The sequence below is a fragment of the Neptuniibacter sp. QD37_11 genome, from assembly GCF_047778105.1.
Classification (GTDB): domain Bacteria; phylum Pseudomonadota; class Gammaproteobacteria; order Pseudomonadales; family Balneatricaceae; genus Neptuniibacter.
Window position 1 is genome coordinate 402,530 of the sequence record NZ_CP180554.1, and the last position, 23,505, is coordinate 426,034.

At 43.7% G+C, this 23,505-nt stretch carries 30 protein-coding genes; 27 read left to right on the forward strand and 3 right to left on the reverse strand.

Features of this window, described 5'->3' with window-relative positions; genetic code table 11:
• Positions 1 to 488 precede the first annotated feature (488 nt).
• On the forward strand, positions 489 to 2,009 hold the full coding sequence (locus ACMXYT_RS19795) for a sigma factor-like helix-turn-helix DNA-binding protein (RefSeq protein ID WP_415913336.1): 1,521 nt from the start codon (positions 489 to 491) through the stop codon (positions 2,007 to 2,009).
• Between the two features lie 9 nt (positions 2,010 to 2,018).
• Here the strand turns inward: ACMXYT_RS19795 and ACMXYT_RS19800 are convergent, their stop codons facing one another.
• Positions 2,019 to 3,815, reverse strand: a complete 1,797-nt coding sequence (locus ACMXYT_RS19800; protein ID WP_415913337.1) for a hypothetical protein — start codon at positions 3,813 to 3,815, stop codon at positions 2,019 to 2,021.
• Positions 3,816 to 4,061: 246 nt separating this feature from the next.
• Between ACMXYT_RS19800 and ACMXYT_RS19805 the strand changes: the two genes are divergently transcribed.
• From ACMXYT_RS19805 to ACMXYT_RS19850, 10 genes are all read left to right on the forward strand, one after another.
• Positions 4,062 to 4,421: a hypothetical protein gene (locus ACMXYT_RS19805; protein ID WP_415913338.1), complete on the forward strand. Its 360-nt coding sequence runs from the start codon at positions 4,062 to 4,064 to the stop codon at positions 4,419 to 4,421.
• The gene (locus ACMXYT_RS19810) at positions 4,418 to 4,681 is read left to right on the forward strand and encodes a hypothetical protein (protein ID WP_415913339.1); all 264 of its coding nucleotides are present in this window, start codon (positions 4,418 to 4,420) and stop codon (positions 4,679 to 4,681) included. The genes ACMXYT_RS19805 and ACMXYT_RS19810 overlap by 4 nt, the downstream gene beginning before the upstream one ends.
• A 54-nt stretch (positions 4,682 to 4,735) precedes the next feature.
• Complete coding sequence (locus ACMXYT_RS19815; RefSeq protein ID WP_415913340.1) at positions 4,736 to 5,113, forward strand: hypothetical protein; 378 nt, start codon at positions 4,736 to 4,738, stop codon at positions 5,111 to 5,113.
• Positions 5,110 to 5,652, forward strand: a complete 543-nt coding sequence (locus tag ACMXYT_RS19820; RefSeq protein WP_415913341.1) for a hypothetical protein — start codon at positions 5,110 to 5,112, stop codon at positions 5,650 to 5,652. The genes ACMXYT_RS19815 and ACMXYT_RS19820 overlap by 4 nt, the downstream gene beginning before the upstream one ends.
• A gap of 61 nt (positions 5,653 to 5,713) precedes the next feature.
• Positions 5,714 to 6,121 (forward strand): hypothetical protein, encoded by a 408-nt coding sequence (locus ACMXYT_RS19825; RefSeq protein ID WP_415913342.1) that lies wholly within the window; start codon positions 5,714 to 5,716, stop codon positions 6,119 to 6,121.
• Between the two features lie 410 nt (positions 6,122 to 6,531).
• Entirely contained in the window at positions 6,532 to 7,242 is a 711-nt protein-coding gene (locus tag ACMXYT_RS19830) for a hypothetical protein (protein WP_415913343.1), read from the forward strand.
• A gap of 2 nt (positions 7,243 to 7,244) precedes the next feature.
• Complete coding sequence (locus ACMXYT_RS19835) at positions 7,245 to 8,042, forward strand: ATP-grasp domain-containing protein (protein ID WP_415913344.1); 798 nt, start codon at positions 7,245 to 7,247, stop codon at positions 8,040 to 8,042.
• A 41-nt stretch (positions 8,043 to 8,083) separates the two neighbouring features.
• Positions 8,084 to 8,833 carry a hypothetical protein gene (locus ACMXYT_RS19840; protein WP_415913345.1) on the forward strand — a complete coding sequence of 250 codons (750 nt, stop codon included), beginning with the start codon at positions 8,084 to 8,086 and terminating at the stop codon, positions 8,831 to 8,833.
• Positions 8,830 to 9,456, forward strand: coding sequence for a hypothetical protein (locus tag ACMXYT_RS19845; RefSeq protein WP_415913346.1), 627 nt, complete (start codon positions 8,830 to 8,832; stop codon positions 9,454 to 9,456). Before ACMXYT_RS19840 ends, ACMXYT_RS19845 begins: the two co-directional genes overlap by 4 nt.
• A 168-nt stretch (positions 9,457 to 9,624) precedes the next feature.
• Positions 9,625 to 10,350, forward strand: a complete 726-nt coding sequence (locus ACMXYT_RS19850; protein WP_415913347.1) for a hypothetical protein — start codon at positions 9,625 to 9,627, stop codon at positions 10,348 to 10,350.
• Positions 10,351 to 10,394: 44 nt separating this feature from the next.
• On the opposite strand, the gene ACMXYT_RS19855 is transcribed toward ACMXYT_RS19850, so the two are convergent.
• Complete coding sequence (locus tag ACMXYT_RS19855; RefSeq protein WP_415913435.1) at positions 10,395 to 11,030, reverse strand: discoidin domain-containing protein; 636 nt, start codon at positions 11,028 to 11,030, stop codon at positions 10,395 to 10,397.
• Positions 11,031 to 11,225: 195 nt separating this feature from the next.
• Between ACMXYT_RS19855 and ACMXYT_RS19860 the strand changes: the two genes are divergently transcribed.
• From ACMXYT_RS19860 to ACMXYT_RS19875, 4 genes are all read left to right on the forward strand, one after another.
• Positions 11,226 to 11,645 (forward strand): hypothetical protein, encoded by a 420-nt coding sequence (locus ACMXYT_RS19860; RefSeq protein WP_415913348.1) that lies wholly within the window; start codon positions 11,226 to 11,228, stop codon positions 11,643 to 11,645.
• A 224-nt stretch (positions 11,646 to 11,869) separates the two neighbouring features.
• A complete protein-coding gene (locus tag ACMXYT_RS19865; protein ID WP_415913349.1) occupies positions 11,870 to 13,486 on the forward strand; it encodes a methyl-accepting chemotaxis protein in 1,617 nt (538 codons plus the stop codon).
• A 149-nt stretch (positions 13,487 to 13,635) separates the two neighbouring features.
• A complete protein-coding gene (locus tag ACMXYT_RS19870) occupies positions 13,636 to 14,169 on the forward strand; it encodes a DUF551 domain-containing protein (RefSeq protein ID WP_415913350.1) in 534 nt (177 codons plus the stop codon).
• A 29-nt stretch (positions 14,170 to 14,198) separates the two neighbouring features.
• The gene (locus ACMXYT_RS19875; RefSeq protein ID WP_415913351.1) at positions 14,199 to 14,408 is read left to right on the forward strand and encodes a hypothetical protein; all 210 of its coding nucleotides are present in this window, start codon (positions 14,199 to 14,201) and stop codon (positions 14,406 to 14,408) included.
• A gap of 56 nt (positions 14,409 to 14,464) precedes the next feature.
• Here ACMXYT_RS19875 and ACMXYT_RS19880 read toward each other — a convergent pair whose 3' ends face one another.
• Positions 14,465 to 15,628, reverse strand: a complete 1,164-nt coding sequence (locus tag ACMXYT_RS19880) for a discoidin domain-containing protein (RefSeq protein ID WP_415913352.1) — start codon at positions 15,626 to 15,628, stop codon at positions 14,465 to 14,467.
• Between the two features lie 158 nt (positions 15,629 to 15,786).
• On the opposite strand from ACMXYT_RS19880, the gene ACMXYT_RS19885 reads away from it, so the two are divergent.
• From ACMXYT_RS19885 to ACMXYT_RS19940, 12 genes are all read left to right on the forward strand, one after another.
• Entirely contained in the window at positions 15,787 to 16,356 is a 570-nt protein-coding gene (locus ACMXYT_RS19885) for a hypothetical protein (RefSeq protein WP_415913353.1), read from the forward strand.
• Positions 16,357 to 16,389: 33 nt separating this feature from the next.
• Positions 16,390 to 17,064 (forward strand): hypothetical protein, encoded by a 675-nt coding sequence (locus ACMXYT_RS19890; protein WP_415913354.1) that lies wholly within the window; start codon positions 16,390 to 16,392, stop codon positions 17,062 to 17,064.
• A gap of 17 nt (positions 17,065 to 17,081) precedes the next feature.
• Positions 17,082 to 17,633 carry a hypothetical protein gene (locus ACMXYT_RS19895; protein ID WP_415913355.1) on the forward strand — a complete coding sequence of 184 codons (552 nt, stop codon included), beginning with the start codon at positions 17,082 to 17,084 and terminating at the stop codon, positions 17,631 to 17,633.
• 60 nt (positions 17,634 to 17,693) lie between these two features.
• Positions 17,694 to 18,125, forward strand: a complete 432-nt coding sequence (locus ACMXYT_RS19900; protein WP_415913356.1) for a hypothetical protein — start codon at positions 17,694 to 17,696, stop codon at positions 18,123 to 18,125.
• Between the two features lie 8 nt (positions 18,126 to 18,133).
• Positions 18,134 to 18,457, forward strand: a complete 324-nt coding sequence (locus tag ACMXYT_RS19905; protein ID WP_415913357.1) for a hypothetical protein — start codon at positions 18,134 to 18,136, stop codon at positions 18,455 to 18,457.
• Between the two features lie 164 nt (positions 18,458 to 18,621).
• Positions 18,622 to 18,921, forward strand: coding sequence for a hypothetical protein (locus ACMXYT_RS19910; RefSeq protein WP_415913358.1), 300 nt, complete (start codon positions 18,622 to 18,624; stop codon positions 18,919 to 18,921).
• A 73-nt stretch (positions 18,922 to 18,994) separates the two neighbouring features.
• Positions 18,995 to 20,329: an IS200/IS605 family accessory protein TnpB-related protein gene (locus ACMXYT_RS19915; protein WP_415913359.1), complete on the forward strand. Its 1,335-nt coding sequence runs from the start codon at positions 18,995 to 18,997 to the stop codon at positions 20,327 to 20,329.
• 293 nt (positions 20,330 to 20,622) lie between these two features.
• On the forward strand, positions 20,623 to 21,117 hold the full coding sequence (locus ACMXYT_RS19920; protein ID WP_415913360.1) for a hypothetical protein: 495 nt from the start codon (positions 20,623 to 20,625) through the stop codon (positions 21,115 to 21,117).
• Position 21,118: 1 nt separating this feature from the next.
• Positions 21,119 to 21,304 carry a hypothetical protein gene (locus ACMXYT_RS19925; RefSeq protein WP_415913361.1) on the forward strand — a complete coding sequence of 62 codons (186 nt, stop codon included), beginning with the start codon at positions 21,119 to 21,121 and terminating at the stop codon, positions 21,302 to 21,304.
• Positions 21,305 to 21,473: 169 nt separating this feature from the next.
• Entirely contained in the window at positions 21,474 to 22,241 is a 768-nt protein-coding gene (locus tag ACMXYT_RS19930) for a hypothetical protein (RefSeq protein WP_415913362.1), read from the forward strand.
• Between the two features lie 60 nt (positions 22,242 to 22,301).
• Positions 22,302 to 22,832, forward strand: coding sequence for a hypothetical protein (locus ACMXYT_RS19935; protein ID WP_415913363.1), 531 nt, complete (start codon positions 22,302 to 22,304; stop codon positions 22,830 to 22,832).
• On the forward strand, positions 22,829 to 23,503 hold the full coding sequence (locus tag ACMXYT_RS19940; protein ID WP_415913364.1) for a hypothetical protein: 675 nt from the start codon (positions 22,829 to 22,831) through the stop codon (positions 23,501 to 23,503). The genes ACMXYT_RS19935 and ACMXYT_RS19940 overlap by 4 nt, the downstream gene beginning before the upstream one ends.
• Positions 23,504 to 23,505: the final 2 nt, after the last annotated feature.

The window sequence follows — 23,505 nt, forward strand, 5'->3', positions numbered from 1 at the left end:
TGGGAGGAAGTGCGAGATAGAATCGCACTCACTGTCGACAACCCTAAAAAACATTGCGAGGATTATGGTGAAAATACTTCAAAAAAATATTCCGGGTAAAGTTAAATTCTGGCTATCACTTATAGCTATTAGCATGCTGGTAGCAGCGGCAGGCTCCACTGCAATGTATGGGCTTCACGAACCACTACCTCACGTATTTTCAGATTAGCAACAAGAAACAACCAATAACTTAATATCCCCTACACAGATGGAGAAACAAATGGGCGCAAAATACCCTAAAGAAAACATAAACAAAGAAACCGTCTTAGAACTCGCGCAAGACGATGGCTTCAGAGGTGTATATATCCCGTGGGGCGGGATGCATAACATGTCGTTTTGCCTTGGGGGCTTAGCTGGAATACTTTTTATGTACGGAATATATCTAATAGGCCATGCTTCCTGAGGATTAAATGGGTAAAATGTTGCACGAGTTTTGATAGGGTGAACGCGTGAACAGCAAAGTAAAACAGAATATTGAAAAAGCAATAGCAAAACTGCGTGAAGAGTTGAGCCTAGATCAATTACGCGATTTTGAAGTGTTCATGTGGATGCTGCCTACTCATGACCGCATAACAGCAGACCATCTGTTAGCATCCGGATACACGCTTAATGCTCATGCCATAATGCAATGGGGCACTACATCACCAGTCAGCTCCCTAAGTAGCAATAATTATTTAAGCTTGTCGCACACACTACTAAAAGCCCTTGAACAACATACAGATAATGCTCAGCGAATCGATCGCGGCTTGAATCCTTACTTCCGGAGTGCCTCTGCAGACCCTATCACCAGTGAGAATCTGGAACTCAGCCTTTTAGGCGATCTTGAAAACTTTGTTCACAACTTAAAAGCACGAGATAAAGACATCTTCTGCTTACGATTTGGCTATAAAACACAAAAGGCACACACACTCAAAGCTATTGCAGAGAAATACGACGTTACTGGCGAGAGGATGCGCCAAATCGAAGCCGCCTTAATCCAACGGCTCGTTAACCAACTTCGCATACCACAGAAGCAATTAAGTCATACCTTTTGTGATTGTTACGACGGCTCATTGCAGGAAATATTCCCTGAACTGATCACGCCATTTGCCAATGAGAAAGCACTAACCCGGCTTCTTAATAAGCTTTTACTGAAACCAGTAATGAAGCCTGTACCTAAGGACTTAAGGATTGCTAAGCGAGATATTGCCAATGTCTTTATCGAACTAGGCGAGCCTTTAGCAACGGACGTATTTTACACAAAGCTAAAAACTTTTTGCCCAAAACTTAAGCTGGACTATAAAGAGACACTCGCCTTTCTATCCAACAAGACCTGTTTAATAGAAAATGGCCTAATCTCTCCAATCTTCCTTAAGAAAGAACAGTCCATCCTCGTGATTCTCGCCAATGAGGCAGATGGCCTTTCACTAGAGGACCTCAGAAAAGCACTGCGTGAAAAACCATACGCTTCTGATATTGAACTTGACCCCAAACACGAATATCCATTGCAGCTGCTTGCCGCAATCAACCCTAAGATTTATACCGACGGTGAAAAGCTTCATCACACCAAGTTCATTGACACCAAAGGTCTTGAAACTAAGCAACTTTGTAAAACCATCAAAGAACTTATGACTCGCAAAGGCCGTACCCTGTGTTTCTTTGATGAAGTACATGAAGAAATCCCCTTAATCCGCGGTATAAAATACCCGGGACTGAGAGCCATTATAGGCGAGTCTGGCGCCGCCTATGGGATTCACCTAGATAGACAGCCAAATGCTGATGTCGTAGCTCTAAGCCCCATAGAGGGCCGCATTAATCATGAAACAGTCCTTATGGATGGGATCAGGGCGTATGGCCGCCCCGTCACTCTCGATGAAATCAAGGGCCTGTACCGTGAAAAATCAAGAATGCATGCAGCAAGCAAAGTACAGAAGCTTGTTAACGATCAGCAGCTTTGTTTAACGCCCGATGGGCGTTATCAGGCAGTTTGACAATATGAGTCAGAGATTATCTGACTCAAAATTAACGTCAATCAGTGCACCCCGAAGACCTTCCACACCGAAACATTCCATAATCGCTTCGGCATTCCGAGATATAGCTGGAACCTCACCCTCCTGCAACAATGCTTCATCTTCCATAAAAAGGCGACCTGCTGTCATATTACGCACTAATTCCTTCGTTTCATGGACCGTACCTCTCACAGCTAGAGTAATCACCATGCGCCAACTTTTTGCTTCCTTCGAAGTAATAGCCTCTCCCGTAACAGCGCGTGCCTGATCGTAAACAAAATTCAACAATGATGGGGTGATTGAGCCTGAACCTAGTGCAGCATGAACATAAAGATGCTCAAGGAGGTTATCGTAGCAATCTGTTGGAAGCAGTAATAATGGCATCAGGCCTGCCGACTCAAAGGTATACTCCTCAATATTAGGAATAAGTAGCTTAATGGCTTCTTCGGAAACACGATGAGGAACACCCTCTTCCTTAATATTATCGCAAAGCAGACAAAACTTGATGAAGTGGATATCTAATCCCGGCTCTATGGGCGACTTAAACTCAACACCCAAACCATCCCCGCTGTAATGTATTGGCCATTCATATTGATACTCAGCTTGGGTCCAAATCTGATTCCCAAAGGCATCTTTAAAATCATTTAACCATTGCTGGCTCTGCCCTGCATGACTCAAACCGCACAAGTAGTATAGGTTAAACACAGCAACGACTTTTCCCGTCGCATCCATCGCTGACACAGCCTCAATCAACGATGCCTCACTATAGGGAGACAAAAAAGCATTAGAGAAAACTTGTACAGCACCTAAATTTCGCAAGTAATGAGCATAGGAACGAGGACATACCTGCCCCTCGCGATTAATGACTGAATGAAAACTACTATTGACCTCTGGCTTCAGTGGAGCAAAACCAATAAGGTTCGTAGCACTGAAGCAATCTTCGCCGCCCAGCAATACCCTCAATTCATTAGCCGCCTGAATTCCCTCTTCTGAATGATTAAAGTAGTGTAATAACGAGTCATGGACTAATTGAATGACGTGTTCTAGTTGCTCAATCGCATCACAACCAAACTGACAAGTTAAATCCGAGGGTGACGGTATGGTGAGATGGTAAACGCCGTTTACTCTCGACAACGTAAAGAGCGCTTTTTCTAGATCATTTTCAAATACCAAATAGGCAGAGTCATCTTCACTCCGTAGCCAGCTATGTATCCTATGTTCCAACCCTTCCCAAGATTGAAAAGGTATGCGAGCAATAACTTGAGAACCCAGATTAAACCGATCAGCCTCTTCGCTGTCTGTAAACTCCACTAAGATATCTTCATCTAACGGCGTAACAGGCTTGCATGCTAACACCTTAACAATAAATTCATTATTGATCTTAACCCTATCGAAGGACAGCTTGCCGTCCAAATGAAGTTCAAATATTTGAATATATTCACCCGTGTTGATAACGGCAGCACCCTCACTACTAAGGGAGTTGTGGCAACTCAATAGGAGGCCTTTGGATTTAAACGATCGATACGCCGCTACCGCTTCCTCTTCATTCCAAGAGGCTTCTTCCAGCCAATGAGTAATATCATCCAAAACATCGTGACTTAATACCCCACCCTCATCACCATGTGATAACAGCTGATGGAGTGACGATTGCTCTACTTGATTACGGAATGGCATCTGATCAAGCCAGTCGCCATAAGAAACTGATGGGATATGCTTGTACTCTTTCTCACACGCCTCAAATTCCTTAAAAATTCGTATGATTTGAAGCGTTACCAAAAATGATTGCATATATCCCCGTCCTTTGAGTTTACCGATCTAAGTAGAAGCAACCCAGACATCCTAGCACAGAAACTTTTCGAGTCGAAATATGGTCCCTATAACAAAACTCAATAATTAACGATAAGGAATTCTAGATCCTAGGTAGATCCAGAATGCGTTAAGTAAAATAAAGGAGGAAGTTGTGCCAATAATAAACACTTGTGGTTATTAATATTTTCATTATAATAAATATTATTCTTAGAGAGAGGGTTTCCCATGATTAGAACATACCGAAACTTCATTGCAGATCAATACAATAATGATCCGGTTTTGAAAGAGCTTTATGGCAGTGTCGAAAAGTACATCGCCCATTATCCTACGGCGAACGGTTTTGGTGACTGGTTGGAGACGTTGCGAAACAGTGAGCCCTCCTTGCAGTTTATTATCTCGCTTGCCAAAACGTTTATTACGATTGGTAAGCGCAGCCCTTCAGAGATGAATACAATCCTGTCATCTATTTCTCGACAGTACGACGTAGAAATTCCACTGGAAGAAGGGATCTTGACGGCGGCATACTGGGTAGAAAAGAATAAGCAGTATAATTGGACAGGTGATATCAAAGGAGTAGCGGCATGAGCGGCAAGATCAAGAAAGTATTTGTTATTCAGTTTACAGGTGAGGTTCCAGAGTTCTTTAACGGCGAGCAAAGCGTCGTGTTAGATGTGGATACCCCTAAGGCAGCCGAAGCGCTTCTCACTGAACGGATTGGCCGATGGGTGTCCTTCCTGTTTATTGACTCACTGGATGCTACAGGCCGCTTATATGACACCAAGATCACAATCGGTGATTGGGATTATGAGGCAAATACCCAGTTCTCCACATTTATCCGCGAATAGTTCTGGCAGAGCATTCGCGTAACCCTATCAACTACAGGCCAGAAAGTGTAAAAGATGAATATCAGTCAGAACACCTTGGAGCGGGATTTTATTCTAATAGGTAGCGTTGAAGGTCAGGGCGTTCAGTACTGGATGTACTTAGAAGTAAGGACTGGGCGTGGATTAATATGCTGTGATTTAGGTACACAAGAGCGATGCAGGGTCGTATTGGAAATCCTATTTTCTCATCGAAGCCGTAGTTTTAATGTGCGGTATCTTGGCGCTGAGAATTCTTTCCTTGCCGAGCAGCTCTGGCGCGCTATGCGATCCCGAAGTGAGTGCCTCCAGATTCCGGGGTACGTTCAGCATTTTTCGATGGACTTGCCCAAGCCTTTTACACCCGCTGTCACATTGGCGCAATTGAATGCATTTCGAAAGGAGCGACTTTCATGAGCCACGGCAGACCTTGCAAGTTACAAAAGCTTACGGCCGCCCTGTCAACAGAGTTTGGCATAGAGTTATTCAGGAAGAAAGCGGGTAAACATGCCGATCGCATCCTAGCAGAAATGGGCGTGTACTCTCACGGAAAACAAAAAGGCCAGCAAAAAGGCTTTCTTCACTGGATTAAAGTGGTAGAAGGTGGTTTTGATTACAGTGATCAGCGGCGTGGCGTACTTCGTGGTGGCTCGATTGAATACCGTGTGGCGAAGGAGTATGGCACAGAGCATGAGAATTGTGAGATTTGGTTGGACTTTGAAGAGCGCAAAGCAGGTTTAATCAAGCTGCTTCCGGAGGCTGAGAAGCATGCGGAAGAAATCTGCAATCAAGTCACTTCCGTAGAGAAACAACTTGAGCAATTACTGCAACGCTCCCCAGAAGAGATAGAAGCACTGGAGGAAACCTATAAGGCCGCTCTTGAGGTTTTGGAGAGGCAGCTGACGACGGCAAAAGATACTGTTTCCCAAATCAAATCAGAAATAGATCTACTGTAGGTATTGCTAATTCCTTTAATTTCATTATAATAAATACCATAAATTGAGAGAGGAAGTTATAATGTCTAAATTGCTTATTTCGAGTGTTTATTCCGCCGCAGAGCAAGACGAACGCCCGCACACTTTTGTAGCTGAGCTAACATTGGGTATGATTGAGCGCATTAAGCATCTATCGGATGTTGTGAAACAGGAAGAGCTAAGTCATCTGGCAATGCCATTTAACGGTGGCTTTTGGTCCCAGTTGATTGAAGATGAGTGTAATGCCACTGAAGAGTTTCCAAATGCACTTGCAACTGAGCTTGAATCAGGCGAAATGCGCGTTGAATGTCCCGTGTTGATTGTCGGATGTACGGGTACATTTAAATTCCGCACTACACCGAAGTTCATGTCCTCCATGTATGATGTCTTTACCCAGTCATTCAAAATTGAAGATTTGGATAAGCCTGATGTATTGATCGATTTAAGTTAAGGTTTGTAATGTTTCTGCGCCTTCGGGCGCACATTTAGATAATTACAGGGGCTAATTCAACATGAGGACAGTAGGAGAATATAAGGCGTTATGCGCTTATGGTATCTGCTGTACCGACGTGGCTGCTAACTAATTTGATGACACCACTACTACCCAAGGGTCATCCATGGCGACATAAGTGGTTAACTTGGGCTGATTGGGCAGTACATAGGACATCCCTGAGTAAAGGCTTTGACCTAATAATGTGGATCTGGTTGGCTTGCATGATCATTTTGTGCGCATCAGGGGTTATTCACAAAGTTATATAAGTTTAACAAAGCCCGCGTTGGGATGTATAACTCAGATGCAGCTAGCCCTAATGGGTAGAATAAGCTCTTCATAAATATTTTTAGTTATAAAAAAGAGGTCCTATGTCCACTGAAACCCTTAAAGCACCTAAAGGTCAAAAAGTATTTGCATTTTTTTTAGCAGCCATCATGTTGTGCTCCCTCTTAGGAAGTATCACATACAAATTAGCAGAAGATCATATTTTACCTGCAGAAATTAGTGAATGGCTGATCGGATCTAAAGAAGTGTATCTTACTGTGCCATCCCACGTCACACTCACTGCAACTAGTGTTTCGAACAGCATTACAAATAACCCTCAACTATCCAATGGATTATCGCCTGAACTGAAGGGATATATTGCTGAAGAATTCAAAAAGACATTCACATCTGAAGAAATGGTCGTAGAAACCAATAACCTTATTACTCATTGGTCCCACACCTATGGTAGTTTTGGTCGACTTGCACATGACCGATTTGAGGTGCGCACAAATAAGGCAAAGTTTGATATACCCACCTCTAAATTCGAAGACTGCGAAGAACTACCAAGGATGAATGGCACAATACCCACGTTGAGTGTGAGTAACTTTAAAAACAAAGATGGCAAGATTTACATCATTTTACAGGAACATCAAAGAGAATCGATTTCAAAAGAACAGCTTCAGGATTGTGCTAATAAGTTCTACGCAGTCATGGTGCAAGCAGCCTACATTGCCAACATGGTAGAGCCCATCATTAGCGAGTTCAACGCTAAAACCAATGTGGTTAAGCAGAAAAACTTAGCTAGCTGGGATTGAGAATGATTAATCCCATCTTTTTCGTACAAAATAATCATGTAGTGCGTCTAACAGGTCCTGTAGCCGATTTTGCATTTGCAGAAGGATACTCACTGGAGGATCGCTCAAGTAATAGAGAATTTAACCCTGATAAGTGTGGGGTAGACTGGCCTGTAGATGATCTGCTTGTTTTGCCTTATGGCTCAGTGCAGTTCATTCGAAAGATCAAAGAGAGTTCTTTAGGTAAATTTATATGGCACGAAGAAGACCGCTTCGCTGCCACTACATGGATGCCCATCCTTGCCGATGACGCACTGAATAGCCACGGCAAAGCCATAACGGTCTCTGATATTAATGATGCACTAGAAGAGTTCGGGCCCCTACATTTACGACCTGACAAAATCGATAAGGCTTTCCTAGGTGGAGTCTATACTCGGGAAACATGGGCTAAACACAAGCAGGACCGTTGTATCGATGAAGACCTTGTTTGCTGGGCCAGCCCACTAACTGAGATTGAAGCGGAATGGCGCTGTTGGGTTATTGGTGGCTACGTAATAGAAATTAGCCTCTATCGAAGAAACAATAAAATGGCCTGTGAGCGGCATACAAACCCTGACCTATTTCAGGTGGCACAGGCTTTGGCTGATAAATACATCCCCGCCCCCTGTGTCGTGATGGATATAGCCCTAACCAAAGAAGGCTATAAGGTAATCGAATACAACCCTATCCATTGTTCGGGATGGTACGGCGCGGATTCAAATCACGTACTTAAAACTTGGGCTGATTGGTCTGAGAGACGTTATGGCGAAATATGGCCATAACCTAACAAACTATAGGCTCAATAGAAGAAAGGATCGACTTGATGGCTACCGATACACAACGAGACCCAAACAAACCTGACAAGGTATTGAACTTCTGCTTAATGGCAGCGGTGTTTACCTCATGCGCAATCCTGTGGATTAACGGAGTTAAACAGCACTCTATCCAGATTGCCGATCAAGAAGGTGGCCTTTCATGTAAAAAGCTGCCTGAGCTTGTGAGCAATGGAAACCATGACTGGCTTTCTTACAACTTACCCGGCCTATTTGCGTTTGGTGAGAAATACAATACGATTGCCCAGTATGAAGTAGACAATGACTATTCATTCACTCAATGCCAAGAAACTATCAGTAAACAGTTGAGCGCTCATTGCGAAGCAAGGGTTCAGACACTCAAAGAAGCGCTATTTAACAGCTATTGGGAGTCAACTGAAACAAAATCCGGTCTCTGCAAAAGCGCTTTCGAAGCCGCTCGAACCACTTACATTCCTGAAGATTTCCAAGTCAGAGGTAATGTCGATCAAAAAGCTGTCAAATTCAGAGGGAAATGGGTTTCCACAACCACGATAGAAATTTGGGACCCTCGACTTGCAGGACCATACAACCGCCTGCCACCGACACTTGAAGACATGGGTGAGCTATGCATTTCTAGTGGTGGATTTGCTTCCTGCGTAATATATAGAAATCTTGAAGATGCTCAAAAAGCACATGCGAAGATTGTTGAATTCGCATACCCTGAGAAACAAAAAATTGCAGCCCAAAATACCCAATCAAACAAAGGACATGCACTATGATCGTTGTTGAAATGCCTATTAAACTATACCTACGATTTCCTGCATTCATCAACCCTGAGGCATTGTCTCAAGCAGGTGTATTTACCCTATTCAAAGAAGATGATCGTCCGGTATATACAATCACGACACATCAAAAAGACCCCTATTATTGTGCACTTGAAACCTTTCTTCAGCGTACTCACAACCGGGGAACATATTCCGATGACGGCCTTAAACACCTAAGATCCATCAATACCCGCGCGCTGGCTCGCTGTTTTGATGAGATTATCATTACACTCAGTGAAAATGCTTACCTTGAGAAATGCGAACAGGATGGACACAGCAATACCCAAGTGTGTATCTGTGGTAAAATTGGGATCTATGCCGAAGCTCCACTCGACTTTGACCTGATCAAACAATTCTTTGAATTCGCCTTCTCTGTCCCATTTGAGTACGAATTTGGGGCCAATGATGAACATCGTGATAAAGAAGCATTTAGCCTTATGCAGAATGCATTTCGTGCAATGACCATAACGGAAAATGCTGTAGACGCCGGTTTGAAAGAATCAATCGTAGGCTGCTTAGACAATCTTAAGCAGTTTAGAATTGAAACCACCCCAAGCGAAATCACTGTTAGAAAATAAACGTTGCAAATTAATGATGGGAGCTTTATGGTAAATGAAGGCTTCCATCGCCTGCCGTCCTTATTCTGGTGAAGATGGTTTGCACGACAAATGATGATTCCCAAATTTTGGGCCTCATCGAGCAACAAGGACACCTCGACAATAGGCCTAAATGACGGAGAATCTCTCATGTCTACACCGCTTATTAGCCAGATGGCTAGCTATACTGCAAAAAACAACGCTAAACGCCTGAAAGACTTCCTAGCCAGTCAAGGTATAGAAAAACCACTCAGCTTTGCTCAAGAAGCCACCGCAGCCTCCTTTGGCATTAAAGACTTCAACACACTCAAAGCCTGCTTAAAAGAACTCGACGCTCAGGTTAAACCCTCCTACATCAATGCATTCAAGTACAGTGTTTACGACCGCATTGAAATTGCACAATCCGCAGCCACACAGTTCATGGAAGTTGACGGTGAAGGTCTACACGGTGTGTTTAAACATGGACTACGTGAAAACAATCTCGAAGGATGGGCCGAATTCTTTCTACATGCCGCAAAAAAGAAATACAATGTCGTATTTGCTTACCCTGAGTTAATGGAGAGTGCCTGTAAGCTTTCATCCACTATAGTGGGCCAAAGTCAGTATAATCGAGACACCCCTCTCTACCGAATACAGCAGCGACTGGAAGAGTTGGAGCTTTCGTTAGAGGACCTTTACGCCCATGTGAATCATAACGAGGGCTGCGATACCCGCCTTAAAAAGATGGTCGACACAGGGGGGGAAACACTGACATCAGAAGATTATGTGTTGATTAATGAGCTTCTTAATGCGTCTGCTGAATGGCTAGAACATGGCTACAATTCAGACGAAAAGCACATTAATGATTTAATCATTGATGCACTTACCGCCAATTAGAAGAGTACCCTCATGAAAAGCCGGTGATAGACCGGCTTTCTTGATTATTGCGGAGTGTAAAACCGTAAAGCTTTAACGGCTGGATTATTATTCCCATCTTGGATAAATGAATCCACACGCAATCTCACATGCGTCACTGTCTCATCAAATACATTTAAAAAGTGACGTGCCAGTGACGTGCCTAATACTGTATCAGGTGGTGAACCTACATACGTATCCGGCATGCCATTCAAATCATAAGCTTGCGTAAAATTAACACCATCACTTGATACCAGAATAGTCGCATCAATGACCCCGCCCCCAGAGGTTCCTGCTGGAGGTGAAAGTAATCCAAACCCGGTAATACGAGTCGGACTAGGGAATTCCATTTGTATATACTGATTACTTAATGAGCTTGGCATCCATGTCACACCTGTTTGGAATTCCATACCCCCGATAAATGCTTCCCATGCGGGTTTATTGCTAATTTCTGATGATGCAGACACGATATAGCCAGAAACATTATGTGATGTCATGTTGGGGTGCGTAACAGTGATACCCTCTTGAGACATCAGATTATCAATATTATCTGGTGTAACCCAAGCATATTCAGTCAAAGGTTCAGAAGTCGATTGCTGAGGCACTGCAACACCCGCAGGCGTACGGTAAACAAAATCAGCATATGCCATAGGCGCTGCCATAAGACTCAACAGAACACAGCTTGAAATAAATTTGTTCATTATTACACCTTATAATTTATTATTGAGATAATAATACATACCACTTTGCATTTATTCAATCGCAAAACAATGTCTTGTGTAAAATAAAAACAGCATTATAATACTTCATATAACACTTATATAACTTAACATCCGGGACTAGCAGGCACTCAATACATGGCAAAAAAACTTATTAACCCCGATAACCAAATAACCTATACTCGCTGGGAAATCCTACGCATACTTGAATCCTATAGTATCGATCTTGTAAATAAGTCCCTCATGCAAGCTGTGGAAGAATGCGCTATTAAGGCACTCGCAGAACTGGATAGTGACACCGTAGACACTACTGAATTTAAAATCTTGCAAGCAGCGGTAGTAGACGTAAGAACAAACTATACGCTGAATTTTTCAATCACGCGCTATGCTAATACCCCGCTAATACCAGAGGTTGGTGACTTAACAGATCAAGGCGTAATTACTGAGGTTCTGGAAGACTACCGCATTATCACAGATGAGCATCCACAAGCATCACTGCGAGCAGACTCTTTGATTTTGGTCTTGGATAAATCAAAACCACCTGCAATTTTTAGCTGATCTTCAAGTTAAGGTGTTTCCCACTTCCAATAACCGGAATTTCTTAGCACCAAGGCGAACATGACTCGCAAAACTTTGCCCTATTAAACTGCCTAGCCAGCTGAAAAGCTCGCATTAGACAGTAGAACTTGGCAGTAAATCCATTGAGATTCTGAATTACGTCAATATATAATAAAACAAAAATTAACCATGAATCCTCAAGCATAATCTTAGGACAAAAAAACATGAACAACCTTTCGGTGCGAACTCGACTCAACCTTCTAGTGGCCGTTGCTGTCTTTGCAATTCTACTAACTGAAATTTTTGGTCTTTATTCAAGCAATCATGAGCTTAAAGAAGCGCGTAAAGTAGAGATAAAGTCTCTCGTAGAAACCGCACACAGCATCGTATCTCAGCAACACGAATTATCTCAAAGCGGCTCTATAAGCGAAGATGAAGCTAAGGCCAATGCATTAAGCGCCCTCGAGCAGATGAAATACCGTGGCACAGAATACTTTTTTGTCATAAATGGTAATGCCGTTATAGTAGGTCACGGCCAAAACCCTAAACTGAGAGGGGAAGACCTCGGGCGCATTAAGACTGACTCCGGCGATGCCGTATTTAGGCGAATGTCCACTTTAGCCAAACAACACGATGTCTCCGAGTATTTTAACTACAACTGGGATAAGAATGGGGTTTCACAACCCAAAATTACTTTTGCCAAATCCTTTTCATCTTGGGAATGGGTAATCGGCACTGGCGTTTATGTAGATGATTTGGACCAAGCCTTTTACAACGAGCTTATGAAGTTTGGGGGCATTCTCATATTTATTACACTCACCCTATTGTCGATCGCAATTCCTGTAGTACGGAGTATCATCACCCCTCTCGATCGTATCGAGAAAGTCATGAAAGCCGTATCGGAAGCAGACTTAACTCAACGGGTTCGATTAGATACACGAGATGAACTCGGTCAGGTTGCAAAAAGTGTAGATAGCACCTTAAATAACTTTCAACACTTGATACGCCAACTTTCCAACTCCATCCATCAGTTGCAGATGAATTCCTCTCAACTAGCAAGCAGTGCAGAGCAAACCAGTGCTGGAGCCAAACAACAGTCTAAGGAAACTGAATTACTCGCGGTTGCCATGGATCAGATGACAGCAACTGTTCAAGAAATATCTAAAAATGCTTCTGATTCTGCCAGAGCAACCGATGAGGCCGACCACGAGGCCGAATCCGGCAATAAAAATGTAGACATCACCATCGGTAAAATACAAGCACTCGCAATGGAAGTAGATAATTCAGGGCGTGTTATTAAAACACTGGAGGAAGACACCGAGGAAATAAGCAAAGTGCTTAGTGAAATACAGGGAATCTCAGAACAAACAAATCTATTAGCACTTAATGCGGCAATCGAAGCTGCGCGTGCCGGAGAATCAGGTCGAGGATTTGCCGTTGTGGCTGATGAAGTCCGTCAGCTTGCAATGCGTACCCAGAACTCAACTAATGAGATCCGAGATATGAATGATCGGCTCCGCACTGGCGCTAAGGAAGCTGTTGAATCTATGAATCGCTCTACTGACGGGGCAGAAGACAGTGTTAATACAGCTAAGCATACAGGGGATGAGCTTGGAAGAATTGTGGAACAGATGTGTACAGTTCGGGATATGTCGATTCAGGTTGCTACCGCTACTGAGGAGCAAACACAAGTTGCAGAAGAGATGAGTCGCAACATCGTCAATATTTCTCGCGTATCACAAGAAACTGCCACTGCTTCTGAAATGGTTGCAGTGAACAGTGAGCAACTATCTCAACTCTCCACTCAACTGGAAAACCAAATCCAGAAATTTAGAGTATAAATTCTCTCCAATAATAAACCCTATGCCATTAATGGTGGCATAGGGTTTTCTGTTTACAACAGAGACCAAAACCGTTGCCTAAATATTTAATTCCTTTATAATAACTAACAATTATTAGCGGTTCTTTGCCGAATAAAAAGGATTCATACATGCGCGCAGATGTAAAATTTACCGTAGAAGTCGTAAAAGGCTGGGACAACTTCATTAAGAATGTCAAAGAGCAATTGGAATACACCAGCTTTAACCGAAACGGCAGAACCATTACGTGTGTTGCGGATGATATCCGATCAGTAGGCCATAACGATTGGCTTAAAAACCTTCCCATTGACCTCCCAGAGAAAGAAGCCACCTACATTATTTCAGGCACTGCCATCTACACCGCGGACGATGCACATTATCAGAATATTAAGATTTCAGAAATAAAAGCACTTCAACGCTATCCGGCCACTTCTGTAGAAGACGCAATGCCGGAATTGGGCGAAAAAGTCATTATCCTGTATGAGGGGTGGGAGGATGAGGATTATGATGGCTCTGATTTCGATCATACAGATGTCTGCCCTCATTCTGGCGATGAGTACTTCGTAAACGCCAGCCAAAATGAGGATAAGGTGACTCACTGGATGTATGTACCTTCGCGTAGACCAAAAACATCACTGGAAGAAACGCTGGATCACGTTTCATAAATCCAAGCGCTTAAACTAGAAATACCAATATGCAGCCTCTAGGAAGAAAGAAAATTAAAATACCAAATGCAAAGCATCACCCTAAAGAAAACGGTGCACATTTGGTTGGCTGGTGGGAAGTCATTGCTGAGCCCAGCAAGAAACGGGCGCGGAGGGATGCAAAAAAGATCATCTTGGATGAAGCCCACACCGTAATGAGCGCTACCGGAAGAATGCCACGCGAAACGGATTACGATTGATACTTTTATATCCATAAAAAAGCCCGGAACATTCCGGGCCTTTATGCAATTTAGGGTTACTCAAAAATTTGAATTTCACCTACATGCAAGTAGCTTCCACCCCAATTGCTTTCAACCTGAAGCCTTACATACCGAGCCTCGGCAACCGAAGAGAAATTCCAAACTACGTTAGAATCCTGAGACAAATCAGTAACACTCTCATGATCAGTGAACGTTACACCGTCATCGGAAATCTGAACCGTCGCATTTCGAATCAACTCAGGTCGTCCAGCAAAACCCTCATTAGCATAACGGTTATTAAACGCCATACCTGTAGCCTTAACCTTCTTGCCTTCACCGAAGTCAACTTGAATCCACTTCGGATACGCGCCGGTAGAAAACCAAATACCCCTTGCTTGGCGACCTGAAACAGCACCATCTTCAGGGTTAGCATGCTGATACTGGAAGCCATCAAACGCACCTGCTGGCACATCAGAGCCATATGTAGAACTCGCCGTATAAGAAGAGTACACCAGACCATTAGTGCCAATCTGAGCTACGTTATTGTTTGGACCAGTAGCAAGTAACTTACCTTCCTCATCCTTCGCAAAACAACGAAGAGCCTCGATGCCATTTTTGTAATTCCAGCTATAGCCACCATGATGACCATGCGTCGCGTAATAAGAATTAGCATCACGCTGACTAGACGACATGTAATAGACGTTATTTATGCCAAATGGTGTAATACCTCCATCAAGAACCTGCAGGTTATCAGACATAGCCTTAATCTGCTCACGACTAGGGATAAACCAATTAGAGCCCCTATTCATACACTGTAGATAGGCGTTATTGGTGTATCCATCTATCGGGTTAAATATACCTTGCCCAGAAAATATCGCGTCAAATGCGATACGAGAGTTTGCAGCACCATCTGTAGTTGTCGCGGCCGTGGAATAATTATAGTGACCTGCTTCAAAACCACCGGACTCGTTTGCCAAAGCCATATAAAGACGCTCACCTGAGTAATCACCTACATAATAAACATCCTGACCCTCAATACTACACTGATCGCCAATTACAGCACTTCCGCAAGTGCTTGAATGACCACCAGCAGGCGCACCACCCTCTTCAGACTGAGCAGAACCAACCTGCATACCCGCAGGGGTACGATAAACAAAGTCCGCCATTGCGGCACTGGACAGCGTAGCCAATGTAATCGCTAACGTTAACTGCTTTTTCATAGCACATACCTAAGAATTTTTTTTATAACTGAAATAATAATTAAAGAACCACCAATAGTAAAGCAGCAATTAATACGAGAACTGCACAATGCGCCAACAAGGTATTGCTTAAATTAATTTTATCATTATAATAAATTGAAAATATGAGAGGAGTTCCCATGACGCTTAGTATTCCAGCAAAGGTATGGGCTGATAGCCATGAGTCATCAGCTGAGTTTGATGCGCTACCATGGTTTAAGCAAGCATCAGATAAAGAGATTAAGGATCTAGCTAATATTCACTGGCGTGAAGATTTTGCTGCAGATGCTGTTGCTGAGTATATGATTCCTCATGACAAGGGTGTGGCGGATGTCTTTGGGTTCGCAAATCGCGTACATGGTACCCCGGCCTATAAAGATCGGGATGGCTTTGAAGTCTCTGTTGATTCGGAAGCTGCACTGGCGTGGCTAAAAACAAACCGCTTTACGGTCTATTTGGATGTTGCGGATATTGATCCTGAAAACCTAATTTACACGGACTACCCTTTTGTGGAATTGGGCGATACTCCCGGCGAGACTGCCCCGGTGCGAAGAGTTCAGCTTCTTGCATTTGATGGCAATAAATATGCCCGGATACTGGCAGAAGGCAAAGAGGTGGAAGTTAAGTACTCTTACCTTTATGCGACTCGCTCCCATGCCGCTGAAGACACTTTCATCCCATTAGATAAAGTGGAAAAACTAACACGTTAAGCCAGACCTGCGTACAAATTTAAGGAATTAAAAATGCAAGTTTCTATTGCACCTGAGTATTACCCACATATCAGCCACGAAACCCGCGATCAAGTTCTAGACGCACTAAATGGGCATTTTGATGGTTTTCAGAGTGATGCGGAGGATGCTCTGCTAACTATCGAAGAAGCCATTCGTCTGGATGCCGCTCGGGCCTATCTGTCAGGTCAGTCAAAAGGGGCGTGCCCTTGGAAAAACGGGTCATATGCTAGGGACCTGTGGATGCATCATCATCTTTGCGGGTCAGTAACTCATGGTCTATTTCGCCAAGCAGCAACGCTAGATAGTCGCGTGAAAGCTCTAAAACACCTAAGAAGCACATTGGGCTTGGAGCTAAAATCCGCCGCTAAGCGTGCGGAAGCGCTTAAACAAACAATTTGCAATGAGGGTGCTCTGGCCTTTAATAACGGCCTTAGTTCAGATGCGTGTCCTTGGCCTAGCAAGACTTACGGTCAAGATTGTTGGCAGGAAGGTTGGGACAAGGCCAAGAATACCCCTATCGCAAGTGAAAAGTCTGAGATGGAACGCCTGCGTGCTGAAAATGAAGCTTACAAAAAGGCAATGAATCGTATTGACGATTGGTTTGAGTATGCTAATGAATCGCCGTCTGATCGCAAACGCGTTCACGAAATTCTTTCAGAGTTGAATACCAATCTGGCTGCCATTTAACAGGGATGAGATATATGATGAGTGATAATAACAAGCTCTCGAACAAAGCCTGCGTTTCGATTGCCCTTGCAATCTTCGCAATCGTTACATTAGCTGGCGCAGTCCTATACAAAGAATTGGGACTGGAGCAGATGAGTTACCGTCTTCCGAGTGAAATGCCTAAACTTGAAAGTAAAATGCAAGGCGTGCTGGATTTTAAGGAGGTTGTTACTGACATCTATGTGGATGAACGGCTCGATGATGAGCTTCCCTCCCTAGTCTTTGTACTTAAGGGAGCTTACCCTAATGATGAGCCCCTAATTCGAGCCTCTACTTCTGCCGATTGCGGCATCGACGGATATAATATCCTAAAATTCATGAGCTTCGTGTCATATGAGCACGACAGTAATGGCCCCTATCTCGATTTTTATATATCCGAAAGCGCTCGGGTTAAAACATCTCCCGCTAAAATCAGAGGCTGCCTTGATGGCGCATTAAGAACGCTAAAATTAAGCTTCAGAGATAAATACGCAGAGATAGAATCTTGGCGCAACGAAATACCTAAAAACCAAGGGGAGTCTCATCTGTAGCTTGCCTTTATGCCTATATTCATTATAATATATAGTATCTAAAGTAAAAGGTACACAGTGATGCATTCAGCACAAGTAATTGCAGATGAACTTAGTCAGATTGTGAATAAACATGGTCAAGAAACCGTGTTTAAAGTTTGTGATGCAATTTATGAAGGTCGCTATCGCAGCGCACCTATTCCAGCCTCTGAATTCATGGCTGAAGGCTACTCTCTTGAGCAGATTGCTGAACAGGTACGTGAAGATCGTCTGACTGTATTGTTCGAGCAAGAGTATGGCGTGATTGATCGCTTAGACTTGGATGATGATAATGATGATCAGCTTTGCATGCTGGAAGAATTTATCGCGTCCCATGAAATGCCGCTACCTGAAGTGACAGAAGAAACTCCCATGGTGTGGCTCTGCAACTATAAGGGTGAAGAAGAAGGCTGGGCGCTGCAAGAAGATGTTAAGCATCTGCAAGTCTTTGTCGACAAACACGTATACCTGTAGGACGTATGATGGAAGCCAGTAAAAGATTCGCTCTACTACAAGGCATGACAGAGTATATCAAATCACTGGGTTATGACGCCTGTAGCTCCATCGACTGGAGTGCAGATCCAGAGGATGATATTAGTGAAGTATATGAATCAATTGATCTGCAGAAGAAGTTACCTGATCAGATCGTTCAGCTTTGCCTGAAGGTGCATTTTGCTGATAACGTCTGGTTTATCACCGCTGATGATGGGTACTACACATTAGGCCGTAAGCGTCCGCTGGTCGACTTTAATGGGCGTCCTATTTATCATGAGCCACTAAAGGCTCTTATTCGGGCAGTAATGTAAAAAGAGACTATGAGAAAAATACTAAAAGAGAAGTTTAATCTTCGTACAACAACAGGTTGGATTAACGCATTATTCTGAATTGTGCGGTAGTATTTAGAATTGTGTTTTATGATCCCCATTTCTTTTTTCGAATGCTAAGCTCTCCCGTTTCAGTTAAGGCTCCAGTGCCTGATTGGATTACGGTTAAAGCCAGTGAGCTAGGGGAATACAATCCCTATAAAGAAACTGAAAGCGCGGACACAAAAGATATTCAGATTATGCTCGGCGTTGATCTTCAAGACTTTGAATATCGATTGCTTGGCTCTGAATGGGTCCTTCAATATTCTGGGATGCAGACAGCTGCTCAATACCATAATACCAACGTTAAAGCTGAAGGGTGCGGGATGCCTTTTAAGCCTATAGATGTGAAGTTCCATGCCAAACCGGAGCCTATCCTTGAGCAAATCTCCGCCGCATCCTACTAATGATTCTTTGAATCATTCGCTAGTCTAGGCGGAGGGTTTTGACTTTTAATGTAAAATCATTAGGCTTGATGGTATGAAAAGGTCAATCAGAACAGACAAATGGGAGATAGAAATCTCCCAACAGAAACGGCAATGGATGAAAGACACCATTGCTGAATATCGCCTGTTCTGTAAAGCACTCTCAATTGTTGTTATAAATAATTGGCCAGAATTGCAGAAAGCCGAGAGCTTTTGTGCCACGGTGGAGCGATTGATTCATCCTACCGCAAAGAACCCCTCGCCAAGACATAATTATTTCCATAAGCGGTTTTATAAATTCCCGAGTTATTTACGCCGTGCAGCCATTGAATATGTGCAGGGGCAAGTCTCCTCCTATCTCAGTCGTTACGGAAAGTGGCTGGATGGTGAGCGTAGGCACCCCCATGAAAAACCACCCCTCTTTAATGCCAATGCCGGGTGTTACCCGGCATTGTATAAAAATCAATTAATCAAATACGCAGAGGATTTTAGTTACGCACAGATTAAGGTGCGCAAGCACAATGACTGGGTTTGGATCAAAGTTAAGATCAAATCCAAAAGACAAAGGCACCTGATCGGTGAGCTGCGCTCACCGATGCTGATTGTGACAAACAAACAGCAGCACTTGTCTGTACCCATTCGGGTAAGCCATCCCAAACGTAAAACTGGGTTGGCTTGCAGTGTAGACATGGGTATCAATACCACCGCAACCATGGCGATTGTCGATCAACACGGCACTGTTCATGCTCGGATGTTCTTTCATCCGAGCAAGGAGATAGACCGGCGTGACAAAAGCCTGAGAGCGGTGAGCAAGGCCGCACGGAAAACTAAGCAATTAAGCAAAGGCTTCTGCAAACAGCGTTACCGTAAAGCCCAGCAATACAACCGACAAATTGCCCAAATCACCTCCCGAGCGATTGTAAATTTCGCGGTGAAACACGGGGCAGATACAGTAGTATTGGAAAACCTGAAGGGGTGGAAACCTCGTGCCGGGAAGAAACGCTCCAAGCTCAAAGCTAAATTTCATAGCTGGTTAAAATCGGCTGTCGCCGATTTAACCCAAATGAAATTTGAAGAGATCGGTGGACGTATCTTTAAAGTATTCGCCCGTGGCACCAGTTCGGAAGCCTATGACGGCTCTGGGCCGGTTCAACGCAATAAAAAGCAGTATGAAATAGCTACGTTTAGTACGGGCAAGATTTACAATGCGGATCTGAATGCTGCTTATAATATTGCCGCCCGCTTTTGGGCAATCATTTTAAAACTGACCCATGGAAACAGTGGGCAGTGGTTAAAGGGCAAAAGTTCCCTAAACCAACAGAGAATACCTGTCACGCTCTCGACCCTCTGGGGTCGCGGAGCAGGAAGCCGCTTTTCATGCGTAGCATGATAAGCCGGTGTATTCACGTCTTCTTGTATCCTTACCAACAGGAAAGGATTGATTCTAAAGTTATCGATAAATGTTTTGCTAGCTTCTTTAAAGGGGTTGCAATCTCTGCTTATCGCGATTTAACACAAGGTATAACCCATTCCAAGAATCAACGCTCTTGGTCTGAAGATACCGCCTCACTAAGTAACCATAATCCAATGCCACAAAAGTGAAGAAAACAACCTATTCATTGCTTTCTTTGCATTTAATCATTATAATATATAGAGCAATTAAACACTTCACGGAGAGAATTGATGACTGTAGAGATGAAAGCGCAATTTGATGCCGACACCACGGGCAAGAGTGAACGAGAAGTTCTCTATCTGGTGAAAAGCACTCTAACTAAAATGGTTCACACCTCCTTTGAGGAGATGGAGATTCATCCTCTTCATTACCTTCCGCTTCAGCCTACTTTTAGTCTTGATCCTAGTGAGCTGACCCATGCGCAATACTTCAACATCGTTGTTGGATTTTATGGTGAACAAGAAGACGGCTGTGCGCATTTTAAAGGCAAAATATTCCCCAATACTCTGCGTCAAATCCAGCTTGGGTTTATAGATAGCTTAGATGTAGGGCCTCTAATTGGAAAGAAAGCAGTCACGCTTTCAATAGGCGCATGGGGCAACGCTTCTGAAATTATTACACGTATTGGTGAGGCATTAGGCTCTGAGTATTTTTTGCTCGATGAGCATGAGTCCAGCAGCGAATATGCACCCGTTCTGCCTAAAGAAGTAAAGGGAGCAGCCTAATATGGCCAATAGCAAAGAGAGTAAGGCTCAACGCGTAAAGATTAAACCGGGTGAAAAATACTCTGGCGAAGAAGGTGTTGTCATTGCCGGGTATAGCGATCCCTCCTACAACGATATCCAAATACAGCTGGACTCCGGGCGAGCTATCTGGCGCTCTCGGTTAGAAGTCGAGTTCTTAGACGCATAATCCCCATTAAACCGGCTCACAAGCCGGTTTTTTGTATCAATCCAAACATATTAAACTGATATACACGTCTAGCAGGTATGGAGCCTAGAGGGTTCTATGGGCTATAATGTAATCATAAATACCCCTACAACCCTAAATATAGAATCAGCTTCCTACCTTCCCGAACCGTATGAGCAAAAAAAGTTTTACTCCAGATTTAGCTGACCTCATACAGCCTACCGTTGTAAAGAGTCGAGAGGCTGCGCCTGAGATCCCAAGGGAAGTAGAAATAACAAACCAAAGAAAGTTTTCAAAGATCCAAAGCCGCATGCGTAGAGGTCTGACTCCTACCAACTCGAGAGGCATTGCCCTATCAAAAGCAAGGGCTGACGAACGCGCCGGTCGGGTAGAATCTCGTAAAAGCCGCGTAATTCCTTCTGTCAAAAATATACCCTACCCCCTTCTAGATTTACTAACACCCCTTTCATCTGCTGATATTCCCAAAGGGCTTGCCGAGATCATTGTTCTGCTGCAGTTAAATCGATCACTGATTTTCACCAGTCCATTTTTCGTAGGCGACCTACTTCTAATTGACGAAGAACAGGCTGCTGAGATGTTAAGCACAACCGGGCAGTTCTCTCGATTGGATGACTTCCAATATCGATATCATCATAAGCTCGCAAACATAAAAGAATATGAAGGCGGCAAGTATCAATTTGATAAACGCAAGCTACCCATCCAACTGTCTGATGCGCTCACTGCCCTATTAAAAAACAGCGAATTACCCGTTTCTTCACTACTCAACCTGACGCCGGTTGATATCATGCTTTGCCCGATGAAAGGACTTGAAAACAAAAGAAAGATTCTTTTGATTCAGTATGAATTGTTCGATGTCCTACGCTCCCTTCGTGAAGGTGAAGCTCGTAACCTCCCTGTATACATAAATCTAAAAGAATAGCCTTGCCCTTTTGTTATTTATCATTATAATAAATAACATCCAATGAAAAAGGGAAGTGTTATGTCGGGTGTTTACTTAGTTGTTGGTCAGCCATTCTTTAAAGGCATGCAAGACCTTCTAGGTGTAGGAGAGTCAAAATCTGCGGCTCTGGCAAATGCTGCTACACGGTTCAATATCACAGCTGAAGCCATGCAAGGCTTTATAAATCAAGCGCCAGACCACACTCAAATTCAATTTATGGGGCTGCCTGAAGGCTACAGCGCACCACTGGATGCGATTGATGTTTGGCGCGAAGCTTACCAATCCTACATGTCAGAAAGGACGGCTAAGCATACAGCGCAGCGCTGCCTTGAAACCACCCAATGCCCTGCTTGCCATGCCCAAGAAAAATTCCGTATGGAAATGACGGACTCACTTCACGGTGATCGCTTTTCTGTCGTATGGACGGATGAAGGGCCTGATGCAGTGCTGGGTAGTGAGCCTGAATGGCCTGAAGATGGGCAATGTGAATGCCTGTCCTGTGGCTTCAAAGGCACCACAGAACAATTTGAAAGCCATGTAGAGCTATTTTGGAAAGAGGATGTGGCATGAGTCAGGTTGAACAAGATGTAAGCCGCATTAAGGACGCATTATCCTCAGTACTCCCGCTACTTGAGCGCAACACAGGTATGGCGCAAGCAGAATACGAAAAGAGTGCGATTCCACGTGGTGCCTTGGAGTACACAATGTCACGTCACAATAGCGTGCACCACTTGGTTAATCAGGATAAGGATGTGATCGTTAACCCATTACGCATGCTTGCGATTGCCGCCCCGATCCTTCCTGACCTTAAAACACTGGTCAATAATCTAGAAGGTGATGAGCAGTTGGCAGCTCGTGCAGGTGCAGATGAACTGATGGCACTGTATTTAGAGTATGGGTTTACCGAAACTTGCCCCGCTTTTGATTTTCCAGAGCACCCAGAGCAGGATAAATTTTGTAAAGAAGCGCTGTACTATCGCGAAACACCGGAATTTATTAAGCCAATTCTAGAGCAGCCTAAAAATTCTACGTTTACGCTGGTAGAACCTAAGAAAAAGGCGCGTGAAGATGGGTCCGTCACTTCAATTGAGATAAACTGCAATCCTTCCAACTTGGATGCCGAGGTGCTCAAAGAAGCTGTTCGACAAGGTGTTTTGGTAATGGATTCCTGCAGCGGACCTGATCCTGAATTGAACTTCAACTACACAACCTATTGTTTCAAAGGCCAATACGGACACTAAAA